The 16,458-nt window shown below is 45.2% G+C and carries 17 protein-coding genes and 1 pseudogene; 8 read left to right on the forward strand and 10 right to left on the reverse strand.

Annotation, left to right across the window (positions count from 1 at the left end; translation table 11 throughout):
* Window positions 1-85: 85 nt before the first annotated feature.
* Entirely contained in the window at window positions 86-649 is a 564-nt protein-coding gene (locus AC1VOR_RS10575; RefSeq protein ID WP_482617570.1) for a tyrosine-type recombinase/integrase, read from the reverse strand.
* Between the two features lie 171 nt (window positions 650-820).
* Between AC1VOR_RS10575 and AC1VOR_RS10580 the strand changes: the two genes are divergently transcribed.
* From AC1VOR_RS10580 to AC1VOR_RS10590, 3 genes and pseudogenes are all read left to right on the forward strand, one after another.
* Complete coding sequence (locus AC1VOR_RS10580) at window positions 821-1,480, forward strand: DUF2625 family protein (RefSeq protein ID WP_482617571.1); 660 nt, start codon at window positions 821-823, stop codon at window positions 1,478-1,480.
* 130 nt (window positions 1,481-1,610) lie between these two features.
* Window positions 1,611-2,168, forward strand: a pseudogene (locus tag AC1VOR_RS10585) (DEAD/DEAH box helicase family protein).
* Window positions 2,169-2,260: 92 nt separating this feature from the next.
* Window positions 2,261-2,446, forward strand: a complete 186-nt coding sequence (locus AC1VOR_RS10590; RefSeq protein ID WP_482617572.1) for a hypothetical protein — start codon at window positions 2,261-2,263, stop codon at window positions 2,444-2,446.
* Window positions 2,447-2,567: 121 nt separating this feature from the next.
* Here AC1VOR_RS10590 and AC1VOR_RS10595 read toward each other — a convergent pair whose 3' ends face one another.
* Window positions 2,568-3,437: a LysR family transcriptional regulator gene (locus AC1VOR_RS10595; protein WP_482617573.1), complete on the reverse strand. Its 870-nt coding sequence runs from the start codon at window positions 3,435-3,437 to the stop codon at window positions 2,568-2,570.
* Between the two features lie 138 nt (window positions 3,438-3,575).
* On the opposite strand from AC1VOR_RS10595, the gene AC1VOR_RS10600 reads away from it, so the two are divergent.
* The 5 genes from AC1VOR_RS10600 to AC1VOR_RS10620 all read left to right on the forward strand — a co-directional run bounded on the left by AC1VOR_RS10600 (window position 3,576) and on the right by AC1VOR_RS10620 (window position 9,866).
* Window positions 3,576-5,327, forward strand: coding sequence for an ABC transporter ATP-binding protein (locus tag AC1VOR_RS10600; RefSeq protein WP_482617574.1), 1,752 nt, complete (start codon window positions 3,576-3,578; stop codon window positions 5,325-5,327).
* The gene (locus AC1VOR_RS10605) at window positions 5,327-7,069 is read left to right on the forward strand and encodes an ABC transporter ATP-binding protein (protein WP_482617714.1); all 1,743 of its coding nucleotides are present in this window, start codon (window positions 5,327-5,329) and stop codon (window positions 7,067-7,069) included. Before AC1VOR_RS10600 ends, AC1VOR_RS10605 begins: the two co-directional genes overlap by 1 nt.
* 277 nt (window positions 7,070-7,346) lie before the next feature.
* Window positions 7,347-8,363, forward strand: coding sequence for an ABC transporter substrate-binding protein (locus AC1VOR_RS10610; RefSeq protein WP_482617575.1), 1,017 nt, complete (start codon window positions 7,347-7,349; stop codon window positions 8,361-8,363).
* A 52-nt stretch (window positions 8,364-8,415) separates the two neighbouring features.
* Complete coding sequence (locus AC1VOR_RS10615) at window positions 8,416-9,120, forward strand: ABC transporter ATP-binding protein (protein ID WP_482617576.1); 705 nt, start codon at window positions 8,416-8,418, stop codon at window positions 9,118-9,120.
* Window positions 9,114-9,866 carry an ABC transporter permease gene (locus tag AC1VOR_RS10620; protein WP_482617577.1) on the forward strand — a complete coding sequence of 251 codons (753 nt, stop codon included), beginning with the start codon at window positions 9,114-9,116 and terminating at the stop codon, window positions 9,864-9,866. Before AC1VOR_RS10615 ends, AC1VOR_RS10620 begins: the two co-directional genes overlap by 7 nt.
* A gap of 151 nt (window positions 9,867-10,017) precedes the next feature.
* Here the strand turns inward: AC1VOR_RS10620 and AC1VOR_RS10625 are convergent, their stop codons facing one another.
* The 8 genes from AC1VOR_RS10625 to AC1VOR_RS10660 form a co-directional block, all read right to left on the reverse strand.
* Window positions 10,018-10,725, reverse strand: a complete 708-nt coding sequence (locus AC1VOR_RS10625; RefSeq protein WP_482617578.1) for a hypothetical protein — start codon at window positions 10,723-10,725, stop codon at window positions 10,018-10,020.
* Window positions 10,709-11,419 carry a fluoroquinolone export ABC transporter permease subunit gene (locus AC1VOR_RS10630; protein ID WP_482617579.1) on the reverse strand — a complete coding sequence of 237 codons (711 nt, stop codon included), beginning with the start codon at window positions 11,417-11,419 and terminating at the stop codon, window positions 10,709-10,711. Before AC1VOR_RS10630 ends, AC1VOR_RS10625 begins: the two co-directional genes overlap by 17 nt.
* Entirely contained in the window at window positions 11,416-12,270 is an 855-nt protein-coding gene (locus AC1VOR_RS10635) for an ABC transporter ATP-binding protein (RefSeq protein WP_482617580.1), read from the reverse strand. The genes AC1VOR_RS10630 and AC1VOR_RS10635 overlap by 4 nt, the downstream gene beginning before the upstream one ends.
* Complete coding sequence (locus AC1VOR_RS10640; protein ID WP_482617581.1) at window positions 12,267-12,860, reverse strand: TetR/AcrR family transcriptional regulator; 594 nt, start codon at window positions 12,858-12,860, stop codon at window positions 12,267-12,269. Before AC1VOR_RS10640 ends, AC1VOR_RS10635 begins: the two co-directional genes overlap by 4 nt.
* Window positions 12,861-12,943: 83 nt before the next feature.
* Complete coding sequence (locus tag AC1VOR_RS10645; RefSeq protein WP_482617715.1) at window positions 12,944-13,567, reverse strand: TetR/AcrR family transcriptional regulator; 624 nt, start codon at window positions 13,565-13,567, stop codon at window positions 12,944-12,946.
* Between the two features lie 36 nt (window positions 13,568-13,603).
* Window positions 13,604-14,575, reverse strand: coding sequence for an ABC transporter permease (locus tag AC1VOR_RS10650; RefSeq protein WP_482617583.1), 972 nt, complete (start codon window positions 14,573-14,575; stop codon window positions 13,604-13,606).
* Between the two features lie 18 nt (window positions 14,576-14,593).
* A complete protein-coding gene (locus AC1VOR_RS10655; protein ID WP_482617585.1) occupies window positions 14,594-15,565 on the reverse strand; it encodes an ABC transporter permease in 972 nt (323 codons plus the stop codon).
* Window positions 15,562-16,413, reverse strand: a complete 852-nt coding sequence (locus tag AC1VOR_RS10660; protein ID WP_482617586.1) for an ABC transporter ATP-binding protein — start codon at window positions 16,411-16,413, stop codon at window positions 15,562-15,564. Before AC1VOR_RS10660 ends, AC1VOR_RS10655 begins: the two co-directional genes overlap by 4 nt.
* Between the last annotated feature and the right edge of the window lie 45 nt (window positions 16,414-16,458).

A 16,458-nucleotide genomic window follows, 5' to 3' on the forward strand; every position in this document is an offset into this window, starting at 1 on the left:
GGAACTGTGAATATAGGCTACTGTTATTGAATACTCTCCGAGGGTTGATTCGGAGGGTATTTTTTATGGGCAAAAGGCAGAATCGCTATAAATTCACATCTACTTTGATGGGTAAGTCTGCTTGCTTGTCGATTCCTAAATACTTCAAGGTTTCCGAAGTGGAGTGGTGATTCAAAATGGATTTGATGATTGAGATGGCGATCCCTTTCTGATACGCATGATAACCGAAGGTCTTTCTAAGGGTATGCGTACCAATCTTCTCTGTAATTCCTACCTCCCTTGCCGAGTGGTTAATAATACGATATGCCTGCTGACGGGTAATCGGACGACGATCCTTCTTGGATTTAAATAGATAATCTTCCGGGCATGCGTCGCAGCCAGATAGATACTCATTAAGAATTTGACGGATTTTACTGTTCAGGTAATACGCCTTCACTTCCCCGGTATTTGCATCCTTAAGGTAAAGGAATGGCTTGGGGCTCTGACCGTCCCAGACGTCTTGCACGGTAAGGTTCAACATGTCAAGAAGACCAATCCCAGTGTTGATTCCCAGTACAAACAGCAACACATCTCTGAGCGATTGCTTCCTCAGCACCTGCTTCATCGCTTGTATGGTCTCAATATCTCGAATCGGATTTACATATTGCACAGAGAATCCCTCCCAATATGTTACTTAACAATACATTAACATACATTAAGTAACATCACAATTGATAATTCTAATTTTTTTAGATAAAAGCTGAGATATTGTTCGAGGGGGATTTTCTTATAATTGATTAATGATATACTTGCAATATCTTGATCAAGGAGCGTTATTTCGATGAAGCCGATTGAAGAGCTTATTATAGAAGATTCAGCTTGGCCCATAATTCAGGAATGGATTGATGAAGCGCAGGTTGATGTCAAGGTTCTTGAAAATACGAAAAGTGATGGTGAAGCGGCATTGCTTCGTATGCAGATCACCAATAGATCAACAATGGGGGCCATAGCCTTGGGATGTGGCGGCATTGTAGTAGATTCCGGCTGGCTGCACATCCTTGGTTCAGGCCATCCAGCCATGTACGGGTCATTGACGGATAACCGGCAGCTTCCGTTGCTGGAGGAAGGCTATGTTATTGCTTATGATGCTGTAGGCGGGTTATTTGCTATGAATACGGGTCAATTTGATGCACATTCCCACAATATTTATTACTTTGCACCGGATACCTTGGAGTGGGAGGACACGGAGAAAGGCTACACCGATTTTATGAATTGGGTGTTCCATGGGGACCTGAACTTGTATTATGAGACATTTAGATGGCACAACTGGCAAGAAGACGTGAAGCAGTTAGCCCCTAATCAAGGAATCTCTATATTTCCTTACTTGTGGACCAAGGAAGGCAAGGATATCGAAAATACACACAAACAGGCAATTGAGTTAAAGGAGATATGGGGTTTGCAGCATGAGTTTAGAGGTGTTTTGAAGCGAGGAGAAGGCTGAAGCCATTTTAATGACGATAATGATTAGCTATACGAAGTCGATACCGGTCTTTCAATACCTTGCATTTTTTCTTATCGAGTTCGGGGTGTTTTGGATTTGAGCTCAACATATAAGGTAAGGAGTGATAGCTATTAAATTCATCTTAATATTTGGACCCCAAGCGGTAGGGAAAATGACAGTAGGCTATGAATTATCTCAAATAACAGAATTAAAATTATTTCATAATCATATGTCAATTGAATTGTTCTACCCCTACTTTGGATTTGAAAGTGAAACCTGGAGGTTATCCAGTCTTCTCCGGAAAGAGCTGTTTGAATCATTCGCCAGAAGCGACTAGTATGGATTGATTTTTACCTACGTATGGGCATTTGACCTTCAAGAGGATTGGGATTTTGTTAATCAAACTTGTCATGTTTTTGAAGCCCAAGGGGCTGAAATTTATTTTGTGGAATTAGAAGCGGATCTTGAAGCAAGGCTACAGAGAAACGATACTGCATTCAGGCTGGAGCAAAAGCCAACCAAAAGGAATGTTGAACAATCTAAACAAAATTTAATAGCCACACTGGATCAGCACAGATTGAATTCCAACCCGGGAGAAATCACAAAAGACTTGTACATAAAAATTAATAATTCTGATCTTAGTGCAGACGAAGTAGCTCAACTCATAAAAGATAAGTTTAATTTGTAGTAAATAAATCAATTGAAGTCAACAAGATACGAGACAGACAAGGAGCTGGCATGGGGAACTATCAGATTTGTGATTTTTGTGGGAATTTATGTGTGAAGTCGAGTAAGAAGATGTGCCAGAGCTGTGAAGAGGCTTATGAAAAAATACGAAGCATTGTTGAGGTGCATCCCGATATGATGGTTATTGATATTTCCAGGCAGACGGGCATTAGTGCCAGCAAAATCCTGTCCTTTGCCAGAAACGGTTTTTTCGTATTAAAGGAAGGACAAATAGACTAACTGTAATTGTGACTTGGACGACGCCTAGAAGAGGCATTAGCCGAAACGCGTTCATTCCCGAGCCATGGGCCAAGGCGGCTGCAACCTGTGAACAGGAGGCGCGCTTTGGCCCGTTTATGTTTTACGATTCCCCGAAGCTGTCGAGGAACCGCTCGGCTAGAGCGGACAGATAGCGATCCTTGGGCCAAATGGCGGCGATTTGAGTCCAGAGTGCTTCACTGTTAATTGTCTTGGCAATCAGGCCTTCGGAGTTGGTTAGCTTTAAGGCGGATTGAGGAACGATACCGATGCCGAACCCGGCTTGGGTCCATTGTACTGTGGTACGGGCATCATCATTTTTACAGAACAGCTTAGGTTCGAAATTAGCTCGTTCACAGGTGTCATGAAGTAAACTTTCGAAGCGTCTATAAATGATCAGCGGACGATCCTTGAGTTCCTCCACTTCACAGCCGGACTGACCTGGACTCCAGTCGTGCTTAGGTGTCATAACTGCCAGCATTGGCTCGGAGGAGATAAACTTGCAATTTAACCCATTGGTTTGAAATGGGGTTCGTACGATGCCCAATTCAATGATCCCATTGCGGAGTAAATCGATCACATGGAAAGTATTGCCCTCATGAATCTCGAATTTTACACCGGTGTAGGTTTGCTGAAACTCGGTTAACCTATCGGTGAGCAGCGCTGCTCCCGACGAAGAAACGGTGCCAAGCTGAAGCGTTCCCATCAGACCATGGGAGAGATCCTGAATTTCTCGCACTGTAGAATCTGCCAAGGCTATGATTTGCAGAGCTCTTCGACGAAGAATTTCACCTGCATTAGTCAAATGGATGCTACGTGGGCCGCGTTCCGCCAGGGTGACGCCAAGTTCATCTTCAAGCTGTTTTAACTGCTGGCTTAAAGGGGGCTGCGCCATTTGCAATTTTTTGGCTGCTGCTGTAATTTGCCCTTCTTCCGCAATGGCCAGGAAATAGTGAAGCTGCTTGATATCCATAAATAAATCCTCGCTTTTGGTATATTGAAAACATATGCAACAGATATGAAACCAATATTATTAATATATCAGCCTTTGTGTCATAATCAAAGTTGGTGTTTGGAGGGAAATTTTAAAATAAGTGATGGTGGTGCAACCTTGTTCAGACTAGCGACATTTCTCAAACCCTATAAAAAAGAAACGATCCTTGGCCCCTTATTTAAATTGATTGAAGCTATATTGGAGCTGCTTCTGCCAACGGTCGTTGCATTGATTGTCAATTATGGGATTGGCAACAAGGATAGTACATATGTGCTCAAGATGGGCGGGCTGATGCTCGCGATGTCTATACTCGGCTATGCTTGCTCACTAATCTGCCAATTCTATGCAGCCCGAGCCTCCCAAGGCTTCGGAACCACCTTACGCAACAAGCTGTTTAAGCATATTTCTTCACTGTCCTATGCGGAATTGGACCGTTTTGGCACACCTTCTCTCGTCAATCGGACGACCAATGATGTTAACCAGCTTCAAACCGCGGTAGCGATGCTCATTCGACTGGTCATCAGAGCACCATTCATCTGCATTGGGGCCATTATTATGTCCATGCTGCTGGATATGCGCCTTTCCCTGGTGCTGATAGCAGCTACACCCGTGTTTGGTGTGGTCCTCTATTTGATTATCAAGAAGTCGGCCCCGTTATATCGTATTTATCAGAAGAAGCTGGACCGACTGGCCGTGGTACTTAGTGAGAACTTGAGCGGCGTCCGCGTCATCCGTGCCTTTGCCAAGCGTAGAGAGGAACAGGCGCGTTTCCGGGAATCGGCCGATGATATTACCGCTACAGCAATTCGGGTTGGCCGTATCTCGGCCCTGCTTAGTCCAACCACCACGTTGGTCGTCAACTCAGCCATTATTGCTGTTCTGTGGGTGGGTAGCATTCATATTCAGGCCGGAACTTTGTCTTCTGGAGAGATTATTGCCTTCATTAACTATGTAACTCAAATTTTGCTTGCTTTGATTGTGGTATCCAATCTGATCATTTTGTTCACGAAGGCTTCCTCTTCGGCAGCTCGGATTAATGAAGTGCTGGATACGACGCCAGGCATAGCGAATCCTGAACCAGCCCAGACGAAATCCATAAGTGTAGGGAACGTCAGCAAGCCTGGTGTAGCGATTATTGAATTTGATCAAGTGACCTTTGGTTATAGCGAGGCAGGTGATCCGGCTCTTCGCGACTTGTCTTTTGCCATTTATCCAGGTGAGACCATCGGAATTATCGGGGGGACTGGCTCCGGTAAATCTACGCTGGTGCATCTGATCCCGCGCTTTTATGATCCACAGCAAGGTGTGGTTCGTGTTGAAGGACAGGACGTGTCCAGTCTTGAATTGACTGAGCTTCGCCACAAAATCGCGCTTGTATCGCAGAAGGCCATCCTCTTCACCGGTACCATTGCTAGCAACATTCGCTGGGGCAAGGAGCAGGCTTCCGCGGAAGAGATACAAGAGGCAGCTAAGATAGCTCAAGCGGCTGAGTTCATCAGCAAGCTGCCTGAGGGATACGATACCCAGGTCGCTCGCGGAGGCTTGAATCTGTCTGGCGGTCAAAAGCAGAGGCTGACCATTGCCAGAGCTGTAATTGCTCGTCCGGATATTTTGATTCTGGATGATTCCTCCAGCGCGCTTGACTATGTGACAGAAGCAGCACTTCGCCATTCGATCCGCAGTTATGGGGAGCATATGACCCTGCTACTCGTATCTCAGCGAGTCAGCACGGTACGATATGCCGATCGGATCATCGTCATGGAAGACGGGGCGATTGCCGGGATTGGTACCCACGAGCAGTTGCTGCAACAATGTGAGGCTTACCGTGAGATTTGCAGCTCCCAGTTGTCAGAGGAGGAGGCAAAATGATGACTACAAAAGAAACCTGGTCCAGAATATTTCATTATACCGGAAAATATAAGCTTTATTTGGCAGGAACGATGATCAGTGCATTCATCAGCGTAAGCGCCAGCTTGGTGGGACCGCTTCTCATTGGTAGGACTATTGATCATATGGTGATGCAGGGTACTGTTGATTTTAGCGCGGTATTCCGGCTGCTGACTTGGCTGGCTCTGGTCTATGGTCTGGGCAGTCTGTTTGGCTGGCTGCTTGCCATTTGGACGAATCGTCTTGCTTATGAGACCGTGAACGATCTTCGTCGGGAAATGTTCGATAAGCTGAACACCCTACCGCTCAAATATCACGATAATCATCCGCAAGGGGACAGCATCAGCCGCTTCGTCAATGATATGGATGCCATCTCAGACGGATTGCTTCAGGGGTTCTCCACCCTCCTGACAGGGGTTGTTACGATAGTAGGCTCGATTGTGCTAATGCTGTACACCAGCCCGCTTCTCACTGTAGTTGTATTGCTATCAGCTCCGGCGTCCTATTATGTAGCCCGTTTTATCACCATGCGCTCTCAGCAATTATTCCGTAATCAAGCGGAGATTGTAGGTAATCTGAACGGCTACGTTGAGGAAATGATTGGTGGCCAAAAGGTCGTTCAGGCTTTTCAGTATGAGGATCGTAGCTTCGCTGCATTTCAGGCACAAAATGAACGTCTGCAAAAGACGGGGGAGAAATCACAATTTATTAGCTCGTTATCTAACCCTTCCACCCGTCTGGTCAACAATATTACCTTCTCCGCCATCGCGATGTTTGGTGGTATACTGGTGATTTTGTCCCGAATAACGGTCGGGGGCTTATCCAGCTTCCTGATCTATGCCAATCTGTTTGCGAAGCCCTTTAATGAGATTACGGGGGTGATGACGCAGCTCCAGGCGGCTACAGCCTCGGCACAGCGGGTCTTCAAGGTAATCGACGAGGCTTCCGAGTCAAATGATCCGCAGACCGCCGACGTATTGCCACCCGGGCAATCTACGATTGAATTCAAGCATGTCCGGTTCGCTTATCAATCCGATCGGCCGCTGATCTCTGATTTGAATTTGACGGTGACTCCGGGTACACGCGTTGCTATCGTGGGCAAGACGGGAGCGGGCAAGACCACACTCGTCAATCTGCTTATGCGCTTCTACGATGTGGATGCCGGTGAAATTACGATCGGGGGCATTAATATTAAAAGTATGACCCGGGATCATCTGCGAGGCGCTTTTGGCATGGTCTTACAGGATACCTGGCTCAAAAGTGGTACAGTTCGCGAGAATATTGCTTATGGCAAGCCGGAGGCTTCGCTCGAAGAGGTGGTTGCTGCCGCCAAAGCAGCCAATGCCCATGCGTTCATCAAGAGACTTCCCGAGGGGTATGATACGGAGTTCAGCGGTACCGGGGACAGCTTATCCCAAGGGCAGAAGCAGTTATTGACGATTGCGCGGGTTATGCTGGTAGATCCTCCGATGCTGATTCTGGATGAGGCAACCAGCAGCATTGATACGTTAACAGAGATTCGCATCCAGCAAGCCTTCAAACGAATGATGGAGGGCAGAACGAGCTTTGTCATCGCCCACAGACTTTCAACCATCCGCGAATCTGATCTCATTCTGTATATGAAGGATGGAGATGTGGTGGAGAGCGGAAGTCATGAGCAATTGTTGGCGAAGCGTGGATATTACGCAGAGCTGTACAATAGTCAGTTCGAGGCAGAAGCCTAGAGGGAATAGGGACTGTTCGGAAAGTCAGTGAGAGCTGATGACTGGACGGTCCTTATTTTGTACGGAGACCGTATTCGGTCTATTATTTAAAAATGAAAATATACAAAATACAGCAATGGGTGTAAAATGAAGTTATTTGAGGCTGCCTGGAGTATATGGCCTACTTGTCCTCTCTATTGTGAATAAAATTGCAAGCGAAGGCGGTAGAACAGACTTAAGCCAGTATGGCACATGGCTATGCCTATATAGATAGAACATACAGGGAGATGGGACAACAATGAAGCTTGAGACTACTAGAAGAACTATAATGCTACTTGCACTGGTGCTGATCGTCGGCATCGTGGGTGTGGCTTGCGGTAGTAAGGCAGCAAATTCTACGAATACGGGTGAAGGGAGTGGCACAGCAGTTGCCGCTGATTCAGCGAATGATGGGCCGGAGGAATTGGCCGAGCTGACGCTGGGACTGTTGCCATCCATAGATGCCATTCCATTCGTCATTGCCCATGAGCAAGGCTTCGATCAGAAGCATGGAGTTCTTCTGGACATTGAGACCTTTAAGAGTGCGAAGGATCGGGACGTCGCTTTCCAAGCAGGTAAGGTAGACGGAATTAGCGCGGATCTGGTTGCGATCTCCATATATAATGAAGCGGGGCTGGACGTGAAAATTACCAGCACGACCTTTGGAGAATTTGATCTGCTTACCGGCAACAGCGAGATTCAGGATGTGAAAGATCTGAAAGGGAAGACCGTGATTCTGTCCAAGAACACGTCAACGCAGTATACGGTTGCCATGATGTTGAAGCAGGCCGGTCTGACGGAGCAGGATATTCGTATCACGGAAGTACCGCAAATTCCTACGCGGTTGGAGTTGCTTAAGAATAATAAAGCGGACGCGGCCATTTTACCGGAGCCATTTGTTACGATGGGCCAAGCCGCAGGGTTACGTATGCTTAGCTCAACGCACCAAGCGAATATCAATCCGTTCGTGCTGGCTTTCCCGCAGAGCGCCATTGATGCCAAGGCGGACGCCATCCGGGCCATGTATGTGGCTTATGATGAGGCAGTAGCGTATATGCAGTCCCATGACAAAGCGGACTACATTGATCTGGTGATTGAAGAGGTGGGATATCCGGCAACCTTGAAGGAGCAAATTGAGGTGCCAGCTTATATTCCGGCTAACCAGGTGGATGTGAAGGAAGTGGAAGCGGCTTTCGCCTGGGCCCGTGAACAGGGGCTGCTGACCAAGGATATTACCCCAGAAGATGTGATCTCCGATGTCCAGTTCAAGAAATAGGGGACTCTGTGTCAGGGAGCTTGAAGTAGAATACAGGAGCGGGGAACTGGCGTTGGGGAAGGTCAGTTTTTCCCTGCCGGAGCATGGCATTTACACGATTCTCGGCCCTTCCGGGAGCGGAAAATCCACATTGCTCCGCGCCATCACGGGTCTATTGCCGGAATACCGGGGCGAACTGCTGTTCAATGGAAGCTCTTTGCGGGAACAGAACGTTCTGATGGGCCTGGTTCCGCAGAATTACGGACTACTGCCCTGGAAGACCGTGAAGGGCAATATTCGGGTAGCCATGAGCATTGCACATCCCAAGGAACAAAACAAGCAGGTCCGGGAAGCGCAAATAGACCAGTGGCTAGCGGCGATGGGGATCGAGGAACTGGCGGAGCGTTATCCACTGTCTCTTAGCGGTGGTCAGCAGCAGCGGGTGGCCATTGCGCGAGCCTTCGCCATTGCTCCATCCATGTTATTGCTGGACGAGCCATTCTCTGCGCTGGATGCCATAACCAGAGAAACGCTGCAACAATTGTTCCTGGGACATTGGCAGGCCAATCCCGCTACTGCGCTATTCGTGACGCATGATGTGGACGAGGCTATTTTGCTAGGGCAGAAGATCATTATCCTCCCTGCAAGTAAGAATGATCCGGCGGAGATTATCGACAACAAGGAAGTATTTGCATTGAAGCTTACGGAGAAGCGGTCTAGTGATGCTTTTTTTGCCCAAATGAAGAAAGTCAGAAAGGTTATGCAGGAGAAATGGTGAATTCGCGGAGACTGAACTATATCTTGAGATTGTTGCTGGTGTTCGTGGGGATGAATGTCATCTGGTACGTGGCGCATGTATTGGTGAACCATCCCATGCTGCCCAGCCCGCTGGGGGTCTACCTGGCAATGGGCCAGCTTGGGGGAGGAGAGCTTGTCCTGAATGTTGGCTACAGCTTGATGCGCGTATTTGCGGGCGTGCTGCTGGCACTGATTCTCGGCTTGCTTGTCGGGCTGCTGATGGGGCGTTCCGTATTTTGGAACAAGCTACTGGACCCGGTGGTGTACTTGACGTATCCGGTACCAAAGATTGCCTTACTCCCCGTGGTGATGTTGTTCTTCGGACTTGGTGAGACATCCAAGATTCTCATGATTATGCTGATTCTGTTGTTCCAGATCATTATTTCTGTTCGGGATGGCATCAAAGCCATCCCGGAGAGCACCTATGATGTGCTCACCAGTATCGGAGCAGGGCGGGGTCAGAAGTTCTGGCACGTTACCTTGCCCGGCGCCTTATCAGTCATCCTCAGCACGATTCGTGTTTCACTGGGAACAGCGATTTCGGTTCTGTTCTTTACGGAAATCTATGGAACGGAGCATGGCATGGGCTTCTTCATCATGGATGCCTGGCTAAGGCTGGATTACCCGCAGATGTATGCCGGAATCCTGCTGTTCAGCCTGGTTGGCTTCCTGTTATTTCTGCTGGTCGATCTGCTGGACTATCGGTTCATGAAGTGGCGGAGGTAGATAGGGTTCGGGTTGTTTTAAATAGCAAAAGAGCCTCAGCTTATATGCTGGGGCTCGTTTTTTACAAAGATAAACGGTATATGCAGCGAAATTATCTCGATGCCCGGGAGATTGAAGCGCGGCTAACCAGCCATGTGTTGGCAGCGAAGGATTATATTTTTCTTAAGAATCTTCTGGTAAATATAAAAATCCACAAAAGACATACCAATATTCCAGTTATTCCAGCAATGATATCTACATTTTTTTGTATGATGATCCCTATCCAGAAGCTGGGCAAAATAGCGGCTAAGTATTGAAGTGGGGAGGGGACAAACCATACAGCCACAACCCCCAGTAGGCTAACTCCGATTAACTTGGATATCGCTAATCCCTCAACACGGTTGTCTGCCAAGGCTACTACCATCATTGCTGATCCAATACCCGCGCCAGTTCCAATAAGCCCAGTAAAAAGTATCTCCAAAATGCCAAGGCTTGATATATGAAAAAGTAAACCTATTATAATATTCCAGGATAATGCCCATACCATGGGCAAGCCTATTCTTGCCAGCAAATAGGAATAACCTTGGACGGGCGTTATCTGATAATATGCGCCTATTCCTTCGTCTCGCTCATCCAATAGTACAAAGGAACTAACCATCGAGAGTATAAGTGGAATTAAGGTAAGCATCAATCCATCCACCAAGCCATACCAAGGTTCAACCGCAAAGTCAAAATATGCAGTAGACATTATGTTAATAAAGGGCATCCCCCACTTGACAAGGGACCCAATCAAAAAAGGGGCAATTATAAGTAGTAACATCATTCCATCATTCATTATTTGCCGAAATCCAATTCTAAACAGCCTAAGTGTTTGTATCATCTTTACCTCCCATTCCTGTATATAGTGCTTTCGTAACACGTCGATTAACCAACAATAAAATTAATACAAGCCATGTCATAAGAAGGGGAATATACAGGACACTTATCTCATCTCCATACACAGAGGCTTCAATGATGTGCCAGAAGATACTGGTTGGCAGTATATCTAATAAAAAATTACTAAAGTCAAAAGAGATCATCACAATGGGAGCAACCATGATTAGTGCCGGAAATAAACTAATAAGCAGATAATGGTTAACTGATTTGGCATAGGTTGCAATCCACAATCCAGCCAGTGTGAATAAGCCGGTGCCTACAAACATTGCGATGGCCAATAAGAAGTAATTAACGTGGTGCGTAACACCCAGTAATACAATGAACAGACCTGTTGCAGTGGATATAAGTGATAATGACAGCACTTTGGACAAGCTATACTCCAATGGAGAAAGTGGAGATATACTATAGAACTTGTGAATACCTTCTCCCTCTTCCAACAACCAAATGCCACCGATGAAGAAAAAACCAAGAAATGCTGGGTCAGTCAAGAGGATAATGGCGGCGGAAATATTTTTATATTCGTTTGATATAAGCGCCAATATTACCAGATATACGCATGTCATGAGGGCATACAAGGAGTAAAAGCCATATTTTATCTGGTAACGAATATCGCCAATCATCGCATGAAATAATCTCACTGCAAGCACCTGCCTGTCAGTTCAATGAACACATCCTCTAATGTTTTCTCTTTGGAATGGATTCCTGTAATTCTGCTATCGTGCAAGGCGCTTATAAATTGCTTATCTCTAGATAAGTTTACTAACGGCACAACGATTTCCATTTCTTTTCCCTCTGAAATGTAAGAGTATGTAACAAGTGTATTTCCGTCTGCCTTTTGCAACGCGAGAGGGTTATCTATCGTTTTAATACATCCATCCACAATGAAGGCAACACGATCACAAAGCTCTGCGGCATCATGCATATTGTGGGTGGTGAGAATGATGGTTTTACCCGCTGCTTTCTGCTCCAATACCATATCTTTAAGGACTCTTGCGTTGGCAGGGTCAAGCCCGCTGGTAGGCTCATCAAGAAACAACAGAGCAGGATCATGAAGCAAACAACGAACGAAGCCCAAACGCATCTTCATTCCTTTTGAGTAACTGGACAATTTTTTATCACCAGCGCTAAGTAACCCTACTCTTTCTAACAATGGAAGTGGGGAGATATCGTGTTTACTGTACAAAGAGGCAAAATAGTGGAGGTTCTCAAGAGCTGTAAACTTGCCATAAAAGTTCGGAAACTCAAAATCCATACCGATGTGCTCATAAAAAGAGCTAGGGCGTTTTCTCATTTCAATGTCCAGCACCTTAACCGTCCCGGTATATGTTCGCAACACACCGCTCAATACCTTTTGTAGCGTACTTTTTCCCGCTCCGGAGGGTCCGAGAAAGCCAATGATTTCCCCTGTTTTTACTTCAAAGCTGATATTATGTAAAATATTTACTTTAGTATTGGGGTATTTGGCAGACATATTCTCAACTATAATCACGGCTCATCACTCACAATCTCTCTCAGAATACCACTAAGCATCGTATCTATAATGGCCATTCGAATTTCTTTATCCTCTTGTTGTAAGCTAAAGTAGCTGAGAGCAATGGTTTGCATCATTTTAGTAGCGAAGGAAATGTCGCAAATAAATTTTATGCCGTATTCCTGTAATCTCAAAAGCGCGTATCCATCGTTGGCGGTATGTGCTTCAATCAGTTCTTTGGGAAGCTTGCGAAAAAGGTAATCCGTCGTATCTTTGTCTATGCTTTGCATAAGGGGATAGCGATCAAATTGCTGAATCATCCACAGAAATGCGAACTTTACTAAATCACGCGGAGGTAAGCTTTGATGGTGTTGTAACCAGTCATCCATATCCATCCACATTTTAGCTTGTTGGCCGGTGATAATGTCCCAGTATAAACGCTCTTTGCTTGGATAAAAAGTATAGAAAGAACCCTTGGCAATGCCAGTGGCTTGAACCAACTCGTCAATGGACACCTTCTTTATGCCGTAGGTGACAAAAAGACGCTCTCCTTCGGAAAATAACTTCTGCGTAATAACCTCTTTCTCACTATCACTAAACCGAGGCATTTTCATCTCTCCGTTCTATATGACTAATTATATTTTTTTAGTCATATAGAACTTATCACATCACTATAGAATTAGTCAATTGACTAATTCGCTGCTGTCCCGTCCCGTAATATAGTTATCAGCTCGTCTATCTTTTCCAAAACTTCGATCTCCTGCATATCAGGCATAATGACTTTATCAATTCGTTCAAGCAAGACCGCAAAAACATCAGCCATCAGGTCTATTGAGACATCCCTTCGCACCTGTCCTTTGACCTGTGCATCCTTGACCATCTGTAGCAGAATGTGATCAGTAACACCACCGAAAATATCCATTACAACTTCGCGAAAGTTCGATTCTTCGGCGTGAAATCGGCGAGAAAGGGCGTTGTATCTTGGTTCTGCCTGCGCAAATCGCATTCCTAATCTTGCCTTGTTTCTAATAGAAGCAAAGAAATCATCTTCCTTATTCAAATCATCATATTGCGTGAACAGTTCCAGCTTATGAACACTAACACGTTGAAACAAGGAGAGATATAAATCCATTTTATCGTAGAAACGATAATAAAAGCTTCCTTTGTGCATCCCTGCAGCTTTGATAATGTCATTGAGAGATGCCTCTTGGAAGGAGTGTGTGGAGAAGATATCAAGGGCAGCTTCAAAAAGCGATGTATTTATATTTAGAGGATTCTCAACGCCTTCTTGTAGCCATTTCATTTTTTCTTTCATGTTCAACACTTAATTCATCTCCCATTATTGTCTGCTTCATGATAACTTTATCTTTATTCTTCTTGTAAACATCAACATTGCAGGGATAAACCATGCACACCCTGTTGCAATAATCATAAAGAGGGGGAATAGCGTTTCCCCTTTAGAACTAATCATTTCAATGGCCGTATACTGCCAATACATAGGGAATGCATAATACAGAAAGAGCCATTTTTCCGGAATGAACATAGCAGAAATCCCAACCACCAGGAATAAAGGCATAATAATTTTCAGCACACCAACTGCGGCAATTTGATTCCCTGCCAAAGCGATAATTAAAAATATAATTACCCCATTAGTAAAGACACTACATAGCGCAAGCAACATAAATTGTCCCAGTGCGTCTGCTCGACCTATAATCAATACGCAGGCGGCCACCCCGATGACACTGAGCAATAGGGAGGGGAGGATCTTCGATATAATATAACCAGTGAGTGTCATAGGACTGACCAGGATCGCGTAAATGATACCATTCTCCCGTTCATCAACACCACTTAAGCCGAGCGATGAGCCCCCAAGGAACAGCGCCAACAAAAAGATGCAATTCAATGAAACGGTATAGGCTAGGGAGGGAGGTGCTTTTATTTCTTCGACCTTATAGGGGCCAGGCTCTGCATAGAGAGCGGCGCTCACAAGTTGTTGTCTTGACTCAGCAATCCCCTGTGGCTCATTGCCTTCAACAATGACTTTAATATTTCCTTCTTCAAGAGTAACACCGGTGGCGCTGTCGGCACTCCCTACTCGCTCCTTGAGACGGTCCAGATTCTCCACAAATTCAATATCGGCCACCGCCTCCAAGCGGGTGATGATATCACGGGGTAAGCTTTGATCTACTACCAATGCAATATTGGAATGTTGTACACTTCCAAATACAAACATAAACATCAAAGCAAGTATTGCAGGAGAAACCGTTAGGTAGAGGGTGATTCCATTTCGGAAAATAAGTTTGAACTCTCGCAGCATTTCCATTATGATACTTCTCACGCGTTATCGCTTCCCTTCTGACAAAAAATACCTTCCAACCATGAGTCGGCTGATTAGATACGCTCCAATGCACCAACAAATTACAACGAATCCGGTGGGCAGCAAGCTGCGTCCCATCTCAAATAAAATATTTTCATAAGCATAAATCAGCGAATAAGAGGGGATGATTTTCAGCCAAAAGGGTGAAAAAGAAGGCTCCGCATAAGCTATAACCGGAAGCATATTCATTGATAGCAGGAGAGCCATAGAAAAGAACCAACTACTCATGTCCTTGAACAGAGTTGTGAATGCAAGGCCTATCCAAGAGAATATGGAAGCGCCAAAAAAGCTGAGTAAAGCAAAAGGGAATACTGCAAAATGGAATCCAATGCAAAAAAAAGCCATCAGCAAGGCATATATCACTGCAATAATTGAGAAGAGCAACGCCTTTGAAATTAAATATTTATCAACCCCCATGGGTGCTATACGTAATGCCCGGAGAGTACCTTCTTCCTTCTCAGATAACATCAAGGCTCCGCCTAAAATAAACCCTATAATGAGTGCCTCAAAGCAAATGAAAATGGGTGTCATACGTTGGTTGAAAGGAATTACTTCATTAACTTTATTAATGCTTTCCAGTTCCACCGCAGAATCAAGTGGATTGTAAAGCATGGACATAATGGCCTGAACTGTCTTCTCAGACAAACCGGGATTCAGAACCGTAATACTGCCGTCCGCACTTCCTAACAGCCCAATGGCTCCATGATTTTTGACCATCTGACGTAACTGGGCTTCACTACTTACTGTAGTAATGTCAGCAGCATCATAGTTTGTATGATATGAGAAGATGGGATAATCCTCTTTAACAATTTCTGCGGGAAGTACTACATTAATGACTGTGATAATGAGGATTAAGGTTAGGGTTATGACCCAGAACAGAGCATTTGTTACCAGACGCTTGAAATCCTGAATACTCAACGCAAATATAGCGCTCATGCATTCAAATCCTTTCCGGTAATATGTAGGAATATTTCCTCAAGCGTGGCCTCTTGTGAGTGAATTTTGATAGGATGAATGAGTGGAAGGAATTGGGCAAGTGCTGAACGGTCAACATCCATATCAAAGGACTTAATAAGTTCATTTCCGTCTTCCTTATATACAACAGTTACCATCCGTTTGCCAAATTGTTGTTTGAGTACCTCGGGAGGATCCATAGCTGCAACTCTACCGTTATATAAAAAAGCCACAGTATCACAGAGCGAATCAGCCAATTCCATATTATGAGTTGTCAAGAATACTGCCGCGCCGGCTTCCCGTTGTTCATGAATCAATTCTCGAATACTTGCCGCCGTAGATGGATCAAGCCCGCTTGTGGGTTCATCAAGAAACAGATATTTCGGCTTGTTAATTAATGCTCTTGCCAAGGTGAGCCGTTGTCGCATGCCCTTGGAGTATTCTACTGCTTTTTTATGCGCTGAGTCTCTTAACCCTACTCTGTCGAGCATCTTCATCGGGTCGTGTGTGGGAACTGAGAAAAGTGCCGCGAAGTATTTGAGGTTCTCGTAACCTGTTAGTTTTGCATAAATATTGGGCTGTTCAAAGGATACACCGATCTGATTGAAAAAATGGGTTTTTAAATCTTTGACGGACAGATCATCAAAGAGGACTTCGCCACGCTGCAAGGGGATAAGTCCTGTCATAATATTCTGTACAGTGGATTTGCCTGCTCCAGAAGGCCCTAAAAATCCAAAGATTTCCCCCTTTTTAACAGAGAAGGAAATATCGCTTACAGCATAGCTTCCTAGTCCTTCATAGTCGTGGTATACATGCTTTACTTTAATCATAAAGAACCTCCCTTTTGACCGACTGGTCAAATCCTAATATATCAG

The organism is Paenibacillus sp. 1SOY10 (assembly GCF_056836745.1).

Bases quoted from the DNA above. Each gene is read 5' to 3' on its own strand.
- AC1VOR_RS10580 (WP_482617571.1), top strand. From the start codon at position 821: ATGAAGCCGATTGAAGAGCTTATTATAGAAGATTCAGCTTGGCCCATA.
- AC1VOR_RS10595 (WP_482617573.1), bottom strand. From the start codon at position 3,437: ATGGATATCAAGCAGCTTCACTATTTCCTGGCCATTGCGGAAGAAGGG.
- AC1VOR_RS10605 (WP_482617714.1), top strand. From the start codon at position 5,327: ATGACTACAAAAGAAACCTGGTCCAGAATATTTCATTATACCGGAAAA.
- AC1VOR_RS10610 (WP_482617575.1), top strand. From the start codon at position 7,347: ATGAAGCTTGAGACTACTAGAAGAACTATAATGCTACTTGCACTGGTG.
- AC1VOR_RS10620 (WP_482617577.1), top strand. From the start codon at position 9,114: ATGGTGAATTCGCGGAGACTGAACTATATCTTGAGATTGTTGCTGGTG.
- AC1VOR_RS10625 (WP_482617578.1), bottom strand. From the start codon at position 10,725: ATGATACAAACACTTAGGCTGTTTAGAATTGGATTTCGGCAAATAATG.
- AC1VOR_RS10640 (WP_482617581.1), bottom strand. From the start codon at position 12,860: ATGCCTCGGTTTAGTGATAGTGAGAAAGAGGTTATTACGCAGAAGTTA.
- AC1VOR_RS10645 (WP_482617715.1), bottom strand. From the start codon at position 13,567: ATGAAAGAAAAAATGAAATGGCTACAAGAAGGCGTTGAGAATCCTCTA.
- AC1VOR_RS10650 (WP_482617583.1), bottom strand. From the start codon at position 14,575: ATGGAAATGCTGCGAGAGTTCAAACTTATTTTCCGAAATGGAATCACC.
- AC1VOR_RS10655 (WP_482617585.1), bottom strand. From the start codon at position 15,565: ATGAGCGCTATATTTGCGTTGAGTATTCAGGATTTCAAGCGTCTGGTA.
- AC1VOR_RS10660 (WP_482617586.1), bottom strand. From the start codon at position 16,413: ATGATTAAAGTAAAGCATGTATACCACGACTATGAAGGACTAGGAAGC.